General features: G+C 66.8%; 14 protein-coding genes. 9 read left to right on the top strand and 5 right to left on the bottom strand.

Annotation, left to right across the window (positions count from 1 at the left end):
- Positions 1-101: 101 nt before the first annotated feature.
- The 5 genes from H7A87_RS10565 (at position 102) to H7A87_RS10585 (ending at position 6,190) form a co-directional block, all read left to right on the top strand.
- On the top strand, positions 102-1,541 hold the full coding sequence (locus tag H7A87_RS10565) for a PAS domain-containing sensor histidine kinase (RefSeq protein WP_104582610.1): 1,440 nt from the start codon (positions 102-104) through the stop codon (positions 1,539-1,541).
- Positions 1,534-2,178: a response regulator transcription factor gene (locus H7A87_RS10570; protein WP_104582609.1), complete on the top strand. Its 645-nt coding sequence runs from the start codon at positions 1,534-1,536 to the stop codon at positions 2,176-2,178. The genes H7A87_RS10565 and H7A87_RS10570 overlap by 8 nt, the downstream gene beginning before the upstream one ends.
- A gap of 289 nt (positions 2,179-2,467) precedes the next feature.
- A complete protein-coding gene (locus H7A87_RS10575) occupies positions 2,468-3,826 on the top strand; it encodes an alpha/beta fold hydrolase (RefSeq protein ID WP_119128744.1) in 1,359 nt (452 codons plus the stop codon).
- A complete protein-coding gene (locus H7A87_RS10580) occupies positions 3,823-5,343 on the top strand; it encodes a GMC family oxidoreductase (RefSeq protein WP_119128743.1) in 1,521 nt (506 codons plus the stop codon). The genes H7A87_RS10575 and H7A87_RS10580 overlap by 4 nt, the downstream gene beginning before the upstream one ends.
- Positions 5,344-5,386: 43 nt before the next feature.
- Positions 5,387-6,190 (top strand): SDR family oxidoreductase, encoded by an 804-nt coding sequence (locus tag H7A87_RS10585; RefSeq protein ID WP_119128742.1) that lies wholly within the window; start codon positions 5,387-5,389, stop codon positions 6,188-6,190.
- Between the two features lie 359 nt (positions 6,191-6,549).
- Here H7A87_RS10585 and H7A87_RS10590 read toward each other — a convergent pair whose 3' ends face one another.
- Positions 6,550-8,349, bottom strand: a complete 1,800-nt coding sequence (locus tag H7A87_RS10590) for a transmembrane repetitive protein (protein ID WP_119128741.1) — start codon at positions 8,347-8,349, stop codon at positions 6,550-6,552.
- 13 nt (positions 8,350-8,362) lie between these two features.
- Positions 8,363-8,962 (bottom strand): NfuA family Fe-S biogenesis protein, encoded by a 600-nt coding sequence (locus H7A87_RS10595; RefSeq protein WP_039815233.1) that lies wholly within the window; start codon positions 8,960-8,962, stop codon positions 8,363-8,365.
- Positions 8,963-9,050: 88 nt separating this feature from the next.
- Between H7A87_RS10595 and H7A87_RS10600 the strand changes: the two genes are divergently transcribed.
- The 3 genes from H7A87_RS10600 (at position 9,051) to zupT (ending at position 10,922) form a co-directional block, all read left to right on the top strand.
- Entirely contained in the window at positions 9,051-9,407 is a 357-nt protein-coding gene (locus H7A87_RS10600; RefSeq protein WP_046342783.1) for a 4a-hydroxytetrahydrobiopterin dehydratase, read from the top strand.
- Positions 9,404-9,826 carry an energy transducer TonB gene (locus H7A87_RS10605; RefSeq protein ID WP_104582585.1) on the top strand — a complete coding sequence of 141 codons (423 nt, stop codon included), beginning with the start codon at positions 9,404-9,406 and terminating at the stop codon, positions 9,824-9,826. Before H7A87_RS10600 ends, H7A87_RS10605 begins: the two co-directional genes overlap by 4 nt.
- Before the next feature lie 277 nt (positions 9,827-10,103).
- Positions 10,104-10,922, top strand: a complete 819-nt coding sequence (gene zupT, locus H7A87_RS10610; protein WP_104582584.1) for a zinc transporter ZupT — start codon at positions 10,104-10,106, stop codon at positions 10,920-10,922.
- A 208-nt stretch (positions 10,923-11,130) separates the two neighbouring features.
- Here zupT and H7A87_RS10615 read toward each other — a convergent pair whose 3' ends face one another.
- The gene (locus H7A87_RS10615) at positions 11,131-12,117 is read right to left on the bottom strand and encodes an RluA family pseudouridine synthase (RefSeq protein WP_104582583.1); all 987 of its coding nucleotides are present in this window, start codon (positions 12,115-12,117) and stop codon (positions 11,131-11,133) included.
- A 410-nt stretch (positions 12,118-12,527) separates the two neighbouring features.
- Between H7A87_RS10615 and H7A87_RS10620 the strand changes: the two genes are divergently transcribed.
- Complete coding sequence (locus H7A87_RS10620; protein ID WP_180497013.1) at positions 12,528-16,268, top strand: Rne/Rng family ribonuclease; 3,741 nt, start codon at positions 12,528-12,530, stop codon at positions 16,266-16,268.
- Positions 16,269-16,453: 185 nt separating this feature from the next.
- On the opposite strand, the gene H7A87_RS10625 is transcribed toward H7A87_RS10620, so the two are convergent.
- On the bottom strand, positions 16,454-17,101 hold the full coding sequence (locus H7A87_RS10625; RefSeq protein WP_016904564.1) for a response regulator: 648 nt from the start codon (positions 17,099-17,101) through the stop codon (positions 16,454-16,456).
- A 209-nt stretch (positions 17,102-17,310) separates the two neighbouring features.
- Positions 17,311-18,072: a sulfurtransferase gene (locus tag H7A87_RS10630; protein WP_119128739.1), complete on the bottom strand. Its 762-nt coding sequence runs from the start codon at positions 18,070-18,072 to the stop codon at positions 17,311-17,313.
- Between the last annotated feature and the right edge of the window lie 16 nt (positions 18,073-18,088).

Genomic DNA, 18,088 nt, shown 5'->3' on the forward strand with positions numbered 1-18,088 from the left:
TATCTTTCGATAGGGTGAAATCCGCAGGCCTGGCCACGATGCTGTGGCATCAACCACAGCGAGAGAGGAGCGGCATTGCAGCGCAGGTGCATGGGGTGGCAATGGACAGACTGAGACTGCCATTCAAGTGGCGCGGGCAGGTGGTCAAGCTCAATCGCGGCCCGACGCTGTGGGCGTCGCTGGCGATGCTGGCCTCGCTGGTGTGGGCGGAGTGGTACTCGCACCTGGGCGTATCGCTGGGGCTGCTCTACATCCTGCCGGTGGTACTGGCGGCCACGGTGCTGTCGCGGCGCGACATCGTCATCGCCGCGATTGCCTGTGCGGTGCTGCGCGGCCTGTTCGTGACCGACGAAACCCTGGTCGAACAGGCGCTGCGCTTCTTCATGGCCACGATCGCCTATGCCGGCTGCGGCCTGCTCGTGGCCGAGATCAGCCGCACCCGCCGGGTGATCCTGGCCCATTACGTGCAGCTGCGCGCCGAACAGCGGCTGCGCCGGCGGCTGGAGCGGCAATTGCGGCTGCTCGCCGAGAGCAGCCCGGCCGCCTTGCTGACGGTGGCCGGCGACGGCCGCATCGTGGCGGCCAACCGCGCCGCACACGAGATCCTGGACATGGCCGAGGAGGGTGGGCTGGAGGGCCGCGCGGTGCGTGAGTTCCTGCCGCTGCTGGACGACGCCTTGAGCATGAGCGCCAACCTGGATGGCATGCGCACCTCGGCCAGCACCTGGGGCTGCCGTAGCGATGGCACCCGCTTCCCGGCCACCACCTGGTTCTCGGTCTACGAGGACAGTGAAGAGCGGCACCTGGCCGCGATCCTGGTCGACACCAGCGAGGAAGTGCGCGCGCGCGAATCGGCGCACTTCGACGATGTGCTCAAGAACAATCGCCTGCTGGCCGGCGCGGTGTCGCACGAGATCCGCAACCTGTGTTCGGCGGCGGGCGTGGTCACTTCCAACCTGGCGCGGCATCCGGCCATTGGCGCAGATCCGGACCTGGCCGCACTGCGCAGCCTGGTGGCGGCACTGATGGAACTGGCGTCCTTCAACCTGCGTCGGCAGCTGCCCGACGAGGCGCACGAAACGCGGCTGCAGACGCTGTGCAGCGAACTGGACGTGATCATCCGCTCGGACTGGGAGGACGTCGACGGCCAGCTGGTGATCCAGATCCCGGCCGAGTTCCCGTCGGTGCATGGCGACCGCCATGCGCTGCTCCAGGTGCTGCTCAACCTGGCACGCAATTCGTTGCGCGCGGTGCAGGCGCTGCCCCCGCAACGCCGCCAGTTGATCGTCAGCGCACGCCTGGAACAGCAGCGTGCGGTGCTGAGCGTGCGCGACACCGGGCCTGGCATCGCCGAGCCGGGCCGCCTGTTCCAGCCGTTCCGCAGCGACAGCGACGGCTCCGGGCTTGGCCTGTACATCTCGCGTGCGCTGATGGCCAACCAGGGCGGCCTGCTGCGCCATGCGCCCGGCGGCGAAGGTGCCTGTTTCGAGCTGCATCTGCCGCTGGCGCATGCACCATATGCGGAGGCGCTGGATGGATGAGTCGCGGCGCGAACCGGTGCGCCTCTACCTGCTGGACGACCACACGCTGTTCCGCGAGGGCCTGCTGCGCCTGCTCGGTGCCGACGCCCGCTTCGAGGTGGTGGGGCAGTCCGGCACCTTGGCGCAGGCCATCGTCCAGATCGCGTCGCTGACGCCGGACGTGGTCATCCTCGACTACGACATGGGCGAGTACAACGCGCTGGACTACATGCGGCGCCAGGCCGAGCAGGCGCGCCGCCCAGCCACGCTGGTCGTCACCGCCGGCCTGCCCGAGCGCGACGCACTGGCCTTGATCCGGCTCGGCGTGTCCGGCATCTGCCGCAAGGATGTCTCCACCGACGAACTGATCGACAGCATCCATGCGGTGGCGATGGGCCGGGTGCTGATCGACCAGCGCTACCTGCAGTCGCTGGTTGCCCAGGGCACCCAGGAAAGCCGGCCCAGCTTCACCGACCGTGAGCGCGAAGTGCTACGTGGCTTGTTGCGTGGGCAGTCCAACAAGTTGATCGCACGCCAACTGGGCAGTTCGGAGAGTGCCATCAAGGCGACGTTCCAGCAGCTGTTCAACAAGCTCGACGTGCGCTCGCGCAGCCAGTTGGTGATGGTGATCCTGCAGGATTATCGCGACCTGGTGTGAGGCGTCGTGTCGCTTTGGGCAATGCCGCGCGAGCGATGCAGATGCAGATACAGACGCTTAGCGATTGAAGCCAATGCAGTCGCAGTGGCACGGGAACGTATTGGCCCGTGCAACAGGGCAGCAAATGTGACGCCGGGCTACCACCCGGCAAGCACGCCAACCAGGATGCTGCGGGCGGTGTTGACCGCCAGCCGTGGGGCCTGGAGCCATCACACCGTGTCGGACTCATCTGCACGAGGCGTGGACGAAGCGCCGGTCATCATGCGCGCCTGATGGATTGAGGTGTTACATGGCGAAGCCGACGCTGTTCTTCCTGCATGCCCTCGGGTCCAGCAGCAACGAGTGGTCTGGGGTCATCCAGCAACTGGAGGCGCGTTTCGACTGTGTGGCAATGGATATTCCCGGTTTCGGGGACGCGCCGCCGCTACCGCATCTCGACACCGCCGCACTGGTTGCCTGGTTCGTCGACGAGGTGATTCGGCGGCAACCGACGTGCTGGCTCGCGATCGGACACAGCATGGGCGGAAAGATCGCCAGCCTGGCAGCAGCGCAGGCACGCGAGGGCGTGGCGGGGCTTGCCGGCCTGGCCGGCGTGATCCTGGTCGCGGCGTCACCGCCGGCGCCCGAGCCGATGGACGAAGCGCGCCGAAACACGATGCTGGCCTGGTTCGAGAAGGGCCACCCCTCGCGGCAGGAAGCGGAGCAGTTCATCGACGACAACTGTGCGGCGACGTTGCCAGCGCCGGTCAGGACTGCCGCTGTCGAGGATGTGTTGCGAACCAACGCCAACGCGTGGATCGCCTGGCTCGCGCATGCAAGTCGTGAGGATTGCAGCGCACAGGCCGGCTGCATGGACGTGCCGGCGTTGATCATCGCCGGCAGTGACGACGGCGACCTCGGCGAAGCGGCGCAAACAGCATTGAACGCGCCGCACTATCACGATGCGCGCATCGCCGTGGTGGCCGATGCCGCGCACCTGATCCCTTACGAACAACCGCAAAATCTCGCGCAGCTGATCGCAGCGCACGCGGATCACTGCGTGGGCATGCACCTGCCCGAGGACTTCATCACGCTGCTCAACGCGGACAGGGTTTCCCCACGCATGCGCAAGCTGCTGCTCCGCCGGCATGCGGGCCCGCCCGCCAGTGCGCAGGGCGTGCTGAGCCAGCATCAGCTGGAACTCCTCGGCGCAGTGGTCGCGCGTGTCCTGGATGGGGCCGGCGATGCGCGCGCGATTGCACGGCGCATCGATGTCCAGCTTGCCGAAGGCGCCGGCGATGGTTGGCGCCATGCGGCGTTGCCACCGGACCGGCTTGCGGTGCCGCTGGGGCTCGACGCGCTCGACGCGCTGAGCAACGGCTTCGCTGGATTGCCTGCCGAGATCCAGGATCACTGGCTGCGTGCGGTATCGCTCGCGACGGCCGGTGATCCCTCGGCACACGGGTTGGATGCAGCGCAGCTGGCGCACTGGTTCGAGGACATCCGCGCCGAAGCCGCGCGGACCTGGGTCAGCCTTCCCGCCACGATGGCGGCAATGGGATACGACGGCTTCGCGGTTGGCGGCGCTGGTATCGACAGCCCGGGTTATCAGCAGACCGCAGCCGACCGGCAGGAAGCCTGGCAGCTTCCTGCCAAGGGTCTTCGATGAGTCCCGACGCTTCGGTCGATGCGGTGGTGGTGGGGAGCGGGGCAGGGGGCGGCCCATTGGCTGCACGGCTCGCGCAGCGAGGTCTTTCGGTGGTGGTGCTGGAGGCGGGTGCGGCCTTCAGCCCTGCGTCCCATCTGCCCGATGAGCTGACGACCGGCATCTACTGGATGGAAGAACGCCTCAGCGGCGGGCAGACGCCCACCGCATTTGGTGCCAACAATTCCGGGTCGGGCCTGGGCGGTTCGACCCTGCATTGGGGCGCCTTCTGCCCGCGTCCGGACAAGCGCGACCTGAGCCTGGCAACGCAGACCGGGCAGCGCGGCATGGACTGGCCGATCGCGCATGAAGAACTGCTGTCCTACATCCGCCGCGTCGAGGAGTTCATCGGCGTGTCCGGGCCGGCGCACTATCCCTGGGATACGGAGCGCAAATACGCGTATCCGCCGGCGCAGCGCAATGCGTCGGCCGGCGCGATGGAACGCGGTTGCCGCATGCTTGGCATCACCGCCACCGATGCGCCTGCCGCATTGGTGACCAGGGCGCACGAGCAGCCGCACCACGGCAGGCGCGCGGCCTGCAACAACTGCGGCGCATGCCATCAGGGTTGCAGCAACGGCGCCAAGGTGAGTGTCGATACCACCTGGCTGCCGCTGGCGCGCGCGCACGGCGCGCAATTGCGACCCGATTGCCGGGTCATCGCTATCGAGCGCGACGCCCGTGGCATGGTCAGCGCGGTGGTCTACCAACAGGACGGGCGCGAACTGCGCCAGCGGTGCGCGAGCCTGTTCCTGTGCGCAGGCGGCGTGGAGACACCGCGCCTGCTGCTCAACCTGGGCCTGGCCAACTCCAGCGGCCAGGTGGGGCGCAATTTCATGGCGCATGTCGCCACCCAGGTGTGGGGGGAGTTCGATGCCGACATGCGCATGAACCGTGGCTACCCCTCGTCGCTGATCACCGAGGACATGCTGCGCCCGGCCAATGCCGATTTCGTCGGCGGCTATCTGGTGCAGAGCCTGGGCGTGCAGCCGATCACCCTGGCCAACACCCTGGCACGTGGCGCAGGCCTTTGGGGGAGGGAACTCGTATCGACCATGGCGCGCTACAACCGCCTGGCCGGCATCGGCATCAATGGCGAATGCCTGCCGCAGGACGGCAACCGGCTGAGCCTGTCCGACGAGCGCGATGCCTTCGGCCAGCGCAAGGCGCGTATCGACTTCAGCTACGGGCCCAACGAACGCGCACTCGATGCGCATGCCCGCGCATCGCTGCACGCAATCTGGGAGGCGGCAGGTGCCCAACGCATCTTCGCCGCCGCCCGCTCCGCGCACACGCTGGGCACCTGCCGGATGGGCACCGATCCAGAGCAGGCGGTAGTGAACCCGGACGGCCGCGCTTTCGACATCGCCAACCTCTACATCTGCGACAACTCGATTTTTCCAAGTGCACTGGCAGCCAATCCCGCGCTGACGCAGATGGCACTCGGCCTGCGCACGGCGGAGCGCTTTCTGGCCCGCTAGTGGCGCGCATACCACCACCAATCCCTACCACCAGGAGTTCAGCATGGATCTCGGAATCAACAATCGGATCGCCCTCATCAGTGGCGGCGACTCGGGAATGGGCAAGGAAACCGCGCGGCAGCTGCTCGAAGCCGGCGTGCGCGTGGCAATCACCGATCTGCCCGACGGCACGCTCGACCAGGCCGTGGCGGAGCTGTCGCGCCTGGGGCAGATCATCGCCATCGAGGGCGATGTCACCCGCGAGCAGGACGTCACCGCCATCTGGAAGCAGGTACGCGAACAACTGGGTGACCCCGACATCTACATCAACGCAGCGGGCGTGACCGGCGCAACCGGCGATTTCCTGGAGGTCAGCGATGCTGGCTGGCTCGAAACGCTGGACATCAACCTGATGGGCGCGGTGCGCATGTGTCGCCAGGCCATTCCCGCAATGCGCCGCAAGCAATGGGGCCGGATCGTGCTGTTCGCATCGGAAGACGCCGTGCAGCCCTATGTGGATGAATTGGCCTATTGCGCGTCGAAGGCAGGCATCCTGAGCCTGGCCAAGGGCCTGTCCAAGGCCTACGGCCCGGACAACGTGCTGGTCAATACGGTGTCGCCCGCATTCATCGCCACCCCGATGACCGACAAGATGATGCAAAAGCGCGCAAGCGAAAACGGAACCACGTTCGAGCAGGCGATCGAATCGTTTTTGGACGAAGAGCGTCCCGGCATGGTGCTGAAGCGACGCGGCCGCGCGGAGGAAGTGGCCTCGGCCGTTGCCTTCCTATGCTCCGAGCGCGCCAGCTTCATCAACGGCGCCGGGATCCGGGTGGATTCGGGGTCGGTCTTCACCATCGCGGGTTGAGCGATTGCCGAGGCGCCTTCCTTTGCTGGATATTGCAAAGGGAGGCGCAAAAGCGGCATCCGATGCGCCTGTATCAGATCAAGAGAGTGTGCCCATCAGGCCCAGCAGTCACGCCTGCCATATTGCATATCACTAACCGCATAGAATTCTGTCATTGAATTGGTGCAGGTTGCTGCTGATAGAGCTCTGAAAACGAGGCGATTTGTCAGAGGCCTATCGACATTGGGGCATTTTCTGGCTGCCAGTGGGCTACTCAGTGTCGGCAATCATCAGCCTTCGTCAAACTCGGCGGTTGCAAGTCGATGCAGCCCGCTCATTTCGCATAATGTATATTATGTCAGAACCAGCCCGGTAGCTGACTACTTAACAGCCCCATTGTCTTCCTGCAGCTCCCGCTTGAATGGCACATCCGGCGGCGGTCTTGCGGTTGCCGGTTGATCGTTGAGATTCGGGTCGCTCAAGCCGCAGCCGCCGCCGAATTGCAGCAACGACACCACGCAACTGATCTTGGTGGTCGTTCCCGGGATCGGGATCTCGATCTTCTTCAGGCCGCGGCGCACCCATTCCTGCAGCAGCGACTGGTTCGGCATCCAGTATTTGTCCAGCGAGGTTGGCGTGTAACCGTACGGCGGACGTTTGAGCCAGGTGCCGCCCTGGGCGATCTGGTCGCGAGTCCAGGTATCGGTTTCGCTGCCTGGCGGCCCGCGGTCGCCAGCACCGTTGCCGGCATCGCCGGTTCCAGCGGCGACGTGGACGCTGCCGTCTGCGTTGAACATGCCATTGCGCGTTCCGTTGGCGCCTGTGGTTTCGCCGGCCCGACGACGGTCGGATTTGCTCCAGTCGTCTGCATTGGCCGCAACATCCCAGCCGCCACTGCGATCTGCTGGCGCCGGGCCGGCATTGCTGGTCGCCGGCTTGGCTGCGGATGAGGCTGCTGCAGTAGTGCTGCTGGATTGCGCAGATCGCGCTGGATTCGCCTGCGCCTGGCTGGGCTGCGTGGAAGCTGCCGATGGCTGCGTCGCTGCAGTAGCCGACGCGGATGCTGCCGGCGACGGAGTCACCGGCGTCTGTTGGGCCGGTGCCGGCTGGGGCGCCGGGTCCGGCACGCTTGGCAGTTCGGCCGTTCGAACGGCGACATCGGGCATGCGAACCGTCGGCGTGATCTCGCGACTGCGTACGGACGGCGCAACGACCTGTGGCCGGTCCGGCACGACGACTTCCCGCTCGCGCACCGTTGGCGCATTGGCAGTGCGCACCGCCACCGTGGCTGCAGGACGCTGCAATTCGCGCAGTTGCGGCTGTTCGGTGACGGTCTGGATATCGCGCTGGCGCACCTCGATCTGCGGCGCGGCCGGGGCAACCGGACGCGGAGCCACCGTGATCGTGGGCGGCGGCGGCACGACGAAGTCGTTCGTAGCCACCGGTGTTTCGGTGACCTGCAGCGGCGATTCAATCATCACCGGCGGCACCTGCACGCTCACACGTGGCACCTCAGGCGCCACCGGTTCGCTGGCAGCGGCAGCCACCGGTTCCGGCGCGATGTCCTGCTCCTGGGCAGTACTTGAAGGATCGACTGGTGGCTCGGCGGGCGCAGGCTCCGACGGTGCTGCACTCGCTTTGCTTGGCCTGCCGGTTGCAACGGACGCAGCGGATTGCGGCGCTGAAGCCGCATCGCCCGAGGCGGCCTGCGCCGCGTCAGCGGGCTGCCCTTGCCCACCGCCCTGCTCCGCCGCTCCGTTGCCAATGAAGGTCATGCGCACCCGCGATTCGTCGCCGGTCTTGGTGTCGTCCGGCGCCCAGCGCACCGTGACGACCCAGATCAGCAGTGCGATGAAACCGAGATGGATCAACAGGCTAGCGAGCAGCGCCAGCCAGTGTTGCGGCCGTTGGTCCTTCGGCCGCGGCTCCCAGTGCTGCCACCACAGGCTGCGAAATGCCTGGAACGGCGACAACAGCAACGCCATGCCAGCACCTGCAGGCGACGCTGGCCGTGCCAGCAGCACGCCCATCACCTGGTCATCGTCGAACGCAGCCGCCGGCCCGATGCGACTGCTCATCCAGGTTGCCCATCCGTAAGGCAGGCCGGTGCGCCGATCCAGGATGAGCTTGCCCGGCATGCGCGCACGCAGTGCCTGCAGCAGATCGGCGGCCGTGGTCACCGGTGGCGCGGAATCAGGCCGCGCTGTCGCGCGGAATATATGGCGCGTCGCCAGTGGCGTGATCGGTCGCGTCGCGCACCGCAATCACGCCGGGCACGCGCCCCATCAAGGTCTTCTCGATGCCCTGCTTCAAGGTCACATCGGCCATGCCGCAGCCGTGGCAACCGCCGCCGAAGCGCAGCAGCACGACACCCTCTGCCGAGACCTCCTGCACCGCCACACGGCCACCATGCGATGCCAGCTGCGGGTTGATCTCATTCTCCACCACCCAGCGCACGCGCTCCACCATCGATGCGGAGTCGGCCGGCGCTTCGCCCTTGATCTTGGGCGCCTTGATGGTGAGCTGCTGGTTGCCGGTGGACTGGGTGACGTAGTCGATTTCGGCGCCATCCACCCAGGGCACGCTGGCGGCGACGATATACAAGGTGAAGCCGTCGCAGTCGATCGCCCATTCGTCACCGCTCAGATCGGCCGGTTCGGCGAACTCGAGCCGGGCGTCGGCGCGCGGGGTGCCGGCGTCCACTGCACTCAGGCGCACGCCCATGCCGGGCACGCCCTCGCGTTCGATGAGCTTGCGGAAATAGGTTTGGGCTTTGTCGGATATCTGGATCATGGGGTTATTCTACCGCTCAATGCGCCTGCGCTCATGGAACACCGTGATCCTGAGTGAACGCGCTGTCCGCCACCCCTGCGAGACTGTCATGACCGATCTGATTCCCCTGGAACAGGCCCACTGCCTGCCGCGCAAGGGCAGCGACCACAAGCTCGGCGAAGCGCGCCTGGCCGAATTGCTGCCGCAGGTGCCAGGCTGGGAGCTGGCCGAACTGGGCACGGCGATCACCCGCACGTTCCGCTTTGCCGACTATTACCGCACGCTGGCCTTCGTCAACGCGCTGGCGTGGATCGCCCACCGCGAAGACCACCACCCCGACCTGGGCGTGCATTACGACCGCGTGGTGGTGCGCTATTCCACCCACGACGTCGGCGGATTGAGCGAAAACGACTTCATCTGCGCGGCCAAGGCCGCCCAGCTCTACGACCAAGGAGCCACCCCATGACCCCGTCTCGCACCGCCCTCGCCGGCCTGTTCATTGCCGTCGGCATCAGCGGCTGTGGCAAGTCGTCGCAGCCGCCGGCCGCCCCGGCGGTGGCTCCAACCGAACTGGCCGCCTTGAAGACGCCGCCGCCGGAATACTCCCCGCAACTGGCCTGTGCCGGCATCGGCGGCACTGCCGTGCTCCGGGTGGTGGTCGGTGTCGAAGGCACCCCGACCGACGTATCGGTCGCGCAAAGCAGCGGTCAGCCGGTGCTGGACGAAGCTGCGCAAAAACGCGTGCGCGAATGGAAATTCCGGGCCGCCACGCGCAATGGCCAGGCGGTGCCGCAGACGATCCAGGTGCCGGTCGCCTTCAAGCCGCCGGTGCCGCGCCCGGACGAATGCTTTGCCATCGAAGAGCGGGCGCGTCGAGGCGGCTGAGCCGCTGTTGATACGTTGCGCGAACAGACGCGGCGGCGGTAACCCGCCGGCGCGCCGCCCCCCAACGCCGAGCACCGCGCAGGCCTGCAGCAGCGCCAGGCACAGCAGTGTTCGCCAGCTGTCAGCGTGCACGCGCCAGGCCTGCCGCGTCAGACACCACGTGTTCGTCATCCAGGCATGGCCATCCTGCAGGCGCAGCGTGGCCATGCGCAAAGTGCGCAGCAGCAGTCGCCACGCTCCCCGCAGGTCGGTTCCATTCCACGAGGTCGTGCGTCACATGCTCGAAGTGTCATCCCACAATGTCTGGACCGCATTTGCGGTCACGCTGGCAGCTGGCCTGGCGACCGGACTCGGCAGCCTGATGGTCGTGTTCTCCAAGAAGCCCAATCCGCGCCTGCTGGCGTTCGGGCTGGCATTCGCCGGCGGCGCGATGGTGTACGTATCGCTGTCGGAGATTCTCAACAAATCGATCGCTTCGTTCTCCAACGCCTACAACGACAAGCTCGGCTTCACCTTCGGCACGCTGGCGTTTCTGGGGGGCATGCTGTTGATCATGGTGATCGACCGCCTGGTGCCCAACCCGCACCAGAGCCTGTCCAGTGACGATCCGCTGTTCCGCGACGACAACCGGGCCTATATCCGCCGGGTCGGCCTGATGACGGCCATCGCCATCACCGCGCACAATTTTCCCGAAGGCCTGGCAACCTTCTTCGCCACGCTGGAAAGCCCCGCGGTCGGCATGCCGCTCGCGTTCGCCATCGCCATCCACAACATTCCCGAGGGCATCGCCATTGCGGTGCCGGTGTACTTCGCCACCCGCAACAAGTTCTACGCCTTTGGCGCCAGCCTGCTCAGCGGACTGGCCGAACCGATCGGCGCCGGCATCGGCTATCTTGCCTTGTCCAGCGTGCTGTCCGAAGCGGTGTTCGGCACCGTCTTCGGCCTGATTTCCGGGGTCATGGTGTTCCTGGCACTGGACGAATTGCTGCCGGCCGCCAAGCGCTACGCGCAGGGCCACGAGACGGTCTACGGCCTGGTCGCGGGCATGGGCACGCTGGCGATCAGCCTGGTGTTGTTCCGCTTCGCCACGCCCTAGCGCGGCCTGCGACGACCACGCGACGTGGCAGCGAGACGCGATTGCCTTGTGCGATCGGTGGCGTTCGGATGCCAGGTTTGGATCGCCATTCCCCTGACGAGCGCGGGTTCCGCTCTACCGGCAGGATCGTGACCCGCACAGCCGCACATGGCGCGGGTGCGGCCCCAGCATCCGCGCCGATGTAGCCTCCCTGCCCGCCCTGGCTGCGTCAGCGCCCCAGCCGGTCCAGTGCCTCGGCCAGCTCCGGCGCCAGCGGCGCGCTCAAGACGTAGGGCGTCTTGCCGCCGTCCAGCGTGAATTCCAGCGACGCGGCATGCAGGAACAAACGCTTCAGGCCGAGCTGGTCGCGCAGCCGCTTGTTGACCTCCGCCTCGCCGTACTTGTCGTCACCGGCCACCGGGTGCCCCAGGTGCTGGGCGTGCACGCGGATCTGGTGGGTGCGGCCGGTTTCGATGCGGACTTCGCAATACGAGTGCCCGCCGCGCCGCTCCAGCAGCGTGAAGTGGCTCAGCGACGGCTTGCCGATCGCATTGACCTGCACATGCCGCTCGCCGCCCTGGCGCAGCCCGATGTGCAGTGGCGCATCGACCGTCATCACCCCGTCCGGCATGCGACCGACCAGCAAGGTCAGATAGCGCTTGGTGATGCCGCGGCCCTCGACGCGGTCGTCCTCCCGCATCAAGGCCTGCATCTCGGTCAGCGCTGAGCGCTTTTTCGCCACGATCAACAGCCCGGAGGTATCGCGGTCGAGCCGGTGCACCAGTTCCAGGGTCTGGTTCGGCCGCAGCGCCCGCAGGGTCTCGATGGCGCCGAAGCTGATCCCGCTGCCGCCATGGCTGGCGACCCCGGATGGCTTGTTGAGCGCCAGCAGGCGCGCGTCCTCGAACACGATCGCCGCTTCCAGCCGCGCCAGGAACGACGACGGTGGCGCGGCCTTGTCGCCCTCTTCGGCAACGCGCACCGGCGGAATCCGCACTTCTTCGCCGCCTTCGAGCTTGCGCTCGGCCTTGGCCCGCCCGCCGTTCACGCGCACCTGGCCGCTGCGCACCAGCTTGTAGATCAGGCTGCGTGGCGCGCCCTTGAGCTGGCCGAGCAGGAAATTGTCCAGCCGCTGCCCAGCACGGTCTTGCGGAACTTTGAGAATACGCACGCCCACACGGTCGGCAGGCGGCTTGGGGGGCTGGGGGTCGGTCATCCGGCTCTTTATTCTGTTACACTCGGCGAGCGAGATAAGGGTTTGATTTCGTTGGAAGTTGATTGGCCAGAAGCCTGCCTTCCGATGATTCCGGCACAGTGCGCGACCACCGCCCCCGGGGCGGCCATGTTAGCGGCTCACCGGCCTGCCCGGCCATCGCCAGCGGTTTTTGACCGTTGCGCTGAACATGTCCCGTGCGCTGCCCCGGTTCTTCCGGACGCGGCTGCCGGCCCTGAAACACCTATAAAACTTAAGACAAGCGCTCCCGCGGCCTGCCGTGGTGTTGCAGCGCTGGAAACCCTGGTCAGGCCTGTCCGCGCGTTGCGCGAAGGGCCGACAAGCTGTTCCAGAGGCGAAACGTCACGGCGTTCCGCGCGGTAGAGCGCGAGAGGAACGCAATAATGAAGCGAATGCTGATCAACGCAACGCAGGCCGAAGAGCTGCGCGTGGCGATTGTGGACGGCCAGACCCTGTACGACATCGACATCGAACAGCCGTCCAAGGAACAGAAGAAGTCCAACATCTACAAGGGCCGTATCACCCGGCTCGAGCCCTCGCTGGAGGCGGCGTTCGTGGACTATGGCGCCGAGCGCCATGGCTTCCTGCCGCTGAAGGAAATCTCCCGCGATTATTTCCAGGCTGGCGTCGACCACAACAAGTCGACCATCCGCGAGTTGCTGCGCGAAGGCCAGGAAATCGTGGTGCAGGTCGACAAGGAAGAGCGTGGCAACAAGGGCGCCGCCCTGACCACGTTCATCTCGCTGGCCGGCCGCTATATGGTGCTGATGCCCAATTCGCCGAGCGCCGGTGGCGTCTCGCGCCGGATCGAAGGCGAAGACCGTGCCGCGCTGAAGGAAGCGCTGGACAAGCTCGACATCCCCGACGACATGGGCGTGATCATCCGCACCGCCGGTGTCGGCCGTGACGCCGAAGAGCTGCAGTGGGACCTGGACTACCTGCTGCAGACCTGGAAGGCGATCGCCGAGGCGGCGCTGAGCAAGCCGGCCGCGTTCCTGATCTACCAGGAATCGCGCCTGATCATCCGCGCCCTGCGCGACTACCTGCGCGCCGACATCGGCGAGATCCTGGTCGATACGCCGGAGCTGTACGCCGACGCCCAGGAGTTCATGCAGCAGGTGATGCCGCAGAGCCTGCGCAAGCTCAAGCACTACACCGACGACATTCCGCTGTTCAACCGCTTCCAGATCGAATCGCAGATCGAAGGCGCCTACGAGCGCAACGTGCGGCTGCCCTCGGGTGGCTCGATCGTGGTCGATCAGACCGAAGCGCTGACCGCCGTCGACGTGAACTCCTCGCGCGCCACCAAGGGCAGCGACATCGAGGAGACCGCCTTCCAGACCAATCTGGAAGCGGCCGAGGAAGTCGCCCGCCAGCTGCGCCTGCGCGACCTGGGCGGCCTGGTGGTGATCGACTTCATCGACATGGCCTCGACCAAGCACCAGCGCGAAGTCGAAAACAAGCTGCAGAACGCGCTCAAGTACGACCGCGCGCGCGTGCAGCTGGGCCGCATCTCCCGCTTTGGCCTGATGGAAATGAGCCGCCAGCGCCTGCGTCCGAGCCTGGGCGAATCCAGCCAGATCGTGTGCCCGCGTTGCGACGGCCATGGCCGCATGCGCAGCGTCGAGTCGCTGTCGCTGTCGATCATCCGCGTGGCCGAAGAGCACGCCATGAAGGAAAACACCGGACAGGTGCTGGTGCAGGCCCCGGTGGAGATCGCCAACTACCTGCTCAACGAAAAGCGCAGCGCGCTGCGTGAGATCGAGCAGCGTCACGAGTCGCCGATCATCATCGTCGCCGACGAACAGCTGCATACCCCGCACTACGAAGTCACCCGCCTGCGTGAGAACGAGCTGGGCGAAGACAGCGGCAAGCCGAGCTACCAGCGCGGCACCCCGCGCAAGTTGCCGGTACATGCGCTGACCAAGGCACAGTTGAATATCCCGGCTGCGCCGGCAGTGACCTCGATCAAGCCGAGCCAACCGGCGCCGCTGCGTGAAGAGGCCCCTGCCCCGGTTGCCGCCGCACCTGCACCGGCTCCGGTTCCGGTCGCGGCACTGCCGCTGCCCGCGCCGGTGACCGGTGTGGTCGGCTGGCTGAAGCGCATCTTCGGTGGCGTCGAGCCAGTCGCGCCTGCGCCCGAGTCGACCCAGCGTCCGCGTCAGAACGATGCCGGCCGCAGCAGCCGTAACGAGCGTAGCGACCGTGGCGGTCAGCGTCGCGACGGCCGTGATGCCCGCAATGGTGGCAACGGTGGCAGTCAGCACCGCGGCAATGGCAACGGCAATGGCGCCAACAAGGAACGTCGTGACGAGCGTCGTCAGCCGGCCAATGGCCAGGCTGCGCAGAACGGCGGGCAGGCGCAGCAGGTGCAGGTGCCCAAGCCGCCCCGCGGCGAGGCACAGCAACCCAAGCAGCCGCAGCAGGCCCAGCAGCAGAAGCAGAAGCCGCAGAACCAGGCACCGCGCCCGCCGCGTGCAGCTGCACAGCAGCAGGACGGCGCGCCGTCCGAGCGGCAGCAGCGGCCTGCGCGTCAGGACGAAGGCACTGCCTCGGCGCAGACGCTGACCTCCACGGCCGCAACCGCCACGACTGCGACCGTGGTCGCGGCGATTGCCGAAACCGCGGCACCGGCAACGCAGGCCTCGGCACATGAGGCTGCACCGGCACACCCGGTCGAGGTCATCGTGACCGAGTCGCAGGCCGATCGCGGCACCGACGCGAATGCGGACGGCCAGGCACCGGAGGCGGCAGGCGATGATGCGGCCAATGGCGAAGGCGGCAGCCGTCGTCGTCGCGGTCGTCGCGGTGGCCGTCGTCGCCGTCGCGGCGCTGGTGCAAACGGTGAAGGCGGTAGCGGCGTCGATGGTCTGGAAACGGACGATCTGGACGGCGATGCCGAGGGCGATCTCGATGGCGACACCGAGAGCGACGATGCCGGTGCGCAGGTCCACACCTCGGCTGCCCCGCGCGCCGGACAGCCGGAGTTCGACTTCGACGATGACGCGACCACGCCCGCGGTAGCGGCACGCACCAAGCCGGAGTCCAGCACTCCGGCCGCAGTGAAGCCGCGCCCGGTACCGAAGGAACGTGCGGAAGCCCCGCTGGCGGCCGACACGACGTCGACCACGGCGCCGGTTTCCAACGCCACGCCGTCGTTCGAACAGCAAGCTGCGAGCCCTGCAGTGACCGCAGCCGAACAGGCACGTGGCGATGCCCCGTCGGCCTCTCCGGCACCGGTTGCAACGGCCCCGGCTGGCAACGCGGCGCCAGCTGCAGCGCAACCGGCTGTGCAGGCTCCGGCCAATGCACCGCGTCCGCAAGCGCCTCAGGCTCCGGTCGTTGCGCAGGAATCGGCGAACCCGCAGGCCCAGCCTCCGGTTGCCGCGTCGACTCCGTCCGCTGCGTCGACCCCGGTTGCCGCCTCGGCTCCGGTTGCGACGTCGGCGGCGGCGCCTGCTGCAGCTTCGCCTGTCGAGAGTGCTGCTTCCTTGGCAGAGCCTTCGTCCAAGCCGACGATGCGGTCAACACCGGCGGCGTCGGTATCGGCCGACGCTGCAGCGCCGGCCGTTGCTCGGCAGGAAGTTGCCCGGCAGGAACAGGCAGCACCGGTGGCCGCCGCGGCAGCAACGCAAGCGGAGCCGGCGAAGACCGACGCAACGCCGGCAGCTGGCAGCGTTCCCAAGCCGGTCGCTGCTGCGCCGTCGAGCGCCCAGGCGAACGTGGTGACATCCAAGCCGCCGCATGCCGAGCCGTCAACAGTGGAAAGCCCGGCAACCGATGTTGCCGCGACGTCCACCACCACGGTGCCGCAGACCTCCCCGTCTGCCGACGCTGCGCCGGCACGCAAGCCGTACGCTCCGGTGCAGACCACGCTGCTGGACGCCTTGGCTCCGGCCGATGCAACCGCGGCGACACTGCCACAGGCCGAAACGCCGGTGCCCTACAAGGCGCCCGAGCGGCCGGCATCGGTCGCACCCGTGGTGCCTGCAGACGCCACCGAGCCGACTGCCGACAAGCCGAAGCCGACCGTCGTCGTGTCCGAGGCGGTGAAGCCGGCAGATGCATCGCCTAACGGCGATGACGCCCAGGCGCAGCAAGACGACACCAACAAGCCGCGCGGCGATCACTGATCGTCTCCCGGCCGGTTGAACCTGCCTGGGTAAATCCGGGCAGGTGGCGTCAGACAAGGCGGCCTTCGGGCCGCCTTGTTTTTGCGTGCAGCAGTGTCATGCCGGCATTCCGGCTCCCGGCAACAGCACCTTATGCGGCAGCATCCGACCGCCGCATCTGCAAGATCGGACCCGAGGAACTTGGCTTACAGGGTGCGCGCCGGGTCGGTCAGGCCGTACTGATTGGCCAGACGCGCCAGGGCGATGTTGTCCTGGATGCCGACCTTTTCGAACAGGCGCGCCTTGTGCGTGTTGATGGTCTTGGCGCTGAGGTTCAGGCGCTTGGCGATGTCTTCCTGGCGCAGGCCCTGGGTCAGCAACAGGGCGACCTCCAGTTCGCGCGGCGATAGCGCATCGAACGGCGAGCTGCCCCCTTCCAGATTGGACAGGGCCAGATTCTGCGCAATGGTATTGCCGAGATAGCGCCGGCCCAGTGCGACTTCGCGCACCGCACGCAGCAGTTCCTGCGCATCGCCGCCCTTGCCGACATAGCCAGATGCGCCAGCTTCAAGCAGACGCTTGGGCAACGGGCCGTCTTCCAGCACCGACACGATGATGACGCGGGTGCCGTAATCGCCCTTGACGATGCGCTCGGTGATTTCCAGGCCGCTGACACCGGGCAGATGCAGGTCGCAGAGCACGATCTCGGGTTTGAGCTGGCGAATTTGCGGCAAGGCCGCCTCCCCGCTCTCCGCTTCTCCCACCACATCGATGTCCACTTCCTTGGACAGGATCATCTTCATGCCGGTACGCACGAGTGCATGATCGTCGATCAGAAAAACTCTGATGGTCATCCTTGTTGTCCTCGCTGTGCGGCTGGCTGATGCAGCCTATCTCCGTGAATAATTCAGGGCAAGCTCGATGCGACGTATTACATTTGAGTAAGAATGCGACGCACTCTGCCGCCGCGTGTCATGGCAGGCATTGAATGCACGATCGCGGCGTGATCGGATGATGCGAGCGCCCCCAATGCGCGAACATCGGGCAATTCATTCGCCCCCGGTCAGATTTTTCCTGCTTCGGTGCTGCGCTCGGCGTCCACCAGGGGGCGCAGTTGCGCATCGAGTGCAACGCGCTCGTCGAACACGAAGCAGCGGCCGTCGTAGCGTTCGCCACCGACCTCCTCGAAGTAGCCGAGGATGCCGCCTTCAAGCTGCAGCACGTTGTCCATGCCGTCGGCCTGCATCCACAGCGCAGCTTTCTCGCACCGGATGCCGCCGGTGCAGAAGCTGACCACGGTGGCATCGGCCAATGCAGCGCGATGCGGTTCCAGCGCAGCCGGCAAGTCGGTGAACTTGTCGATCGGCAGCGTCAACGCTCCCTGGAACGTGCCGTACGCGACTTCCTGGGCATTGCGCGTGTCCAGCAGCACCAACGGGCGGCCGCGATCGTCGCGCCCTTCCTGCATCCACGCGCGCAGCGTGGCGGGCGTCACTGCCGGCGCACGGCCCTGCAGCGGCGAGGCATCGTCGCGGCGGAAGCTGATGATCTCCGGCTTGACCTTCACCTTGAGCCGCGCAAACGGCTGCGACGCGCTCAGGCTGTACTTGATGCGCATCTGTGCAAAACGCGGATCGGCCTGCAGCCACGCGTAGAACGTGCCGACCTGTTCCGCTTCGCCGGCCAGAAACAGGTTGATCCCCTCTTCGGCCACCAGCACCGATCCTTTCAAGGCCTGCTGCCCGGCCTGCGCGAGGACGCTGTCGGCCAGCGACTGCGGATCCTGGATGGTGACGAACTGGTAGGCAGCGGTATTGGTGATCATGCGGCCATTTTAAGCC

This window comes from Xanthomonas sp. CPBF 426 (assembly GCF_903989465.1).
Lineage (GTDB): Bacteria > Pseudomonadota > Gammaproteobacteria > Xanthomonadales > Xanthomonadaceae > Xanthomonas > Xanthomonas euroxanthea.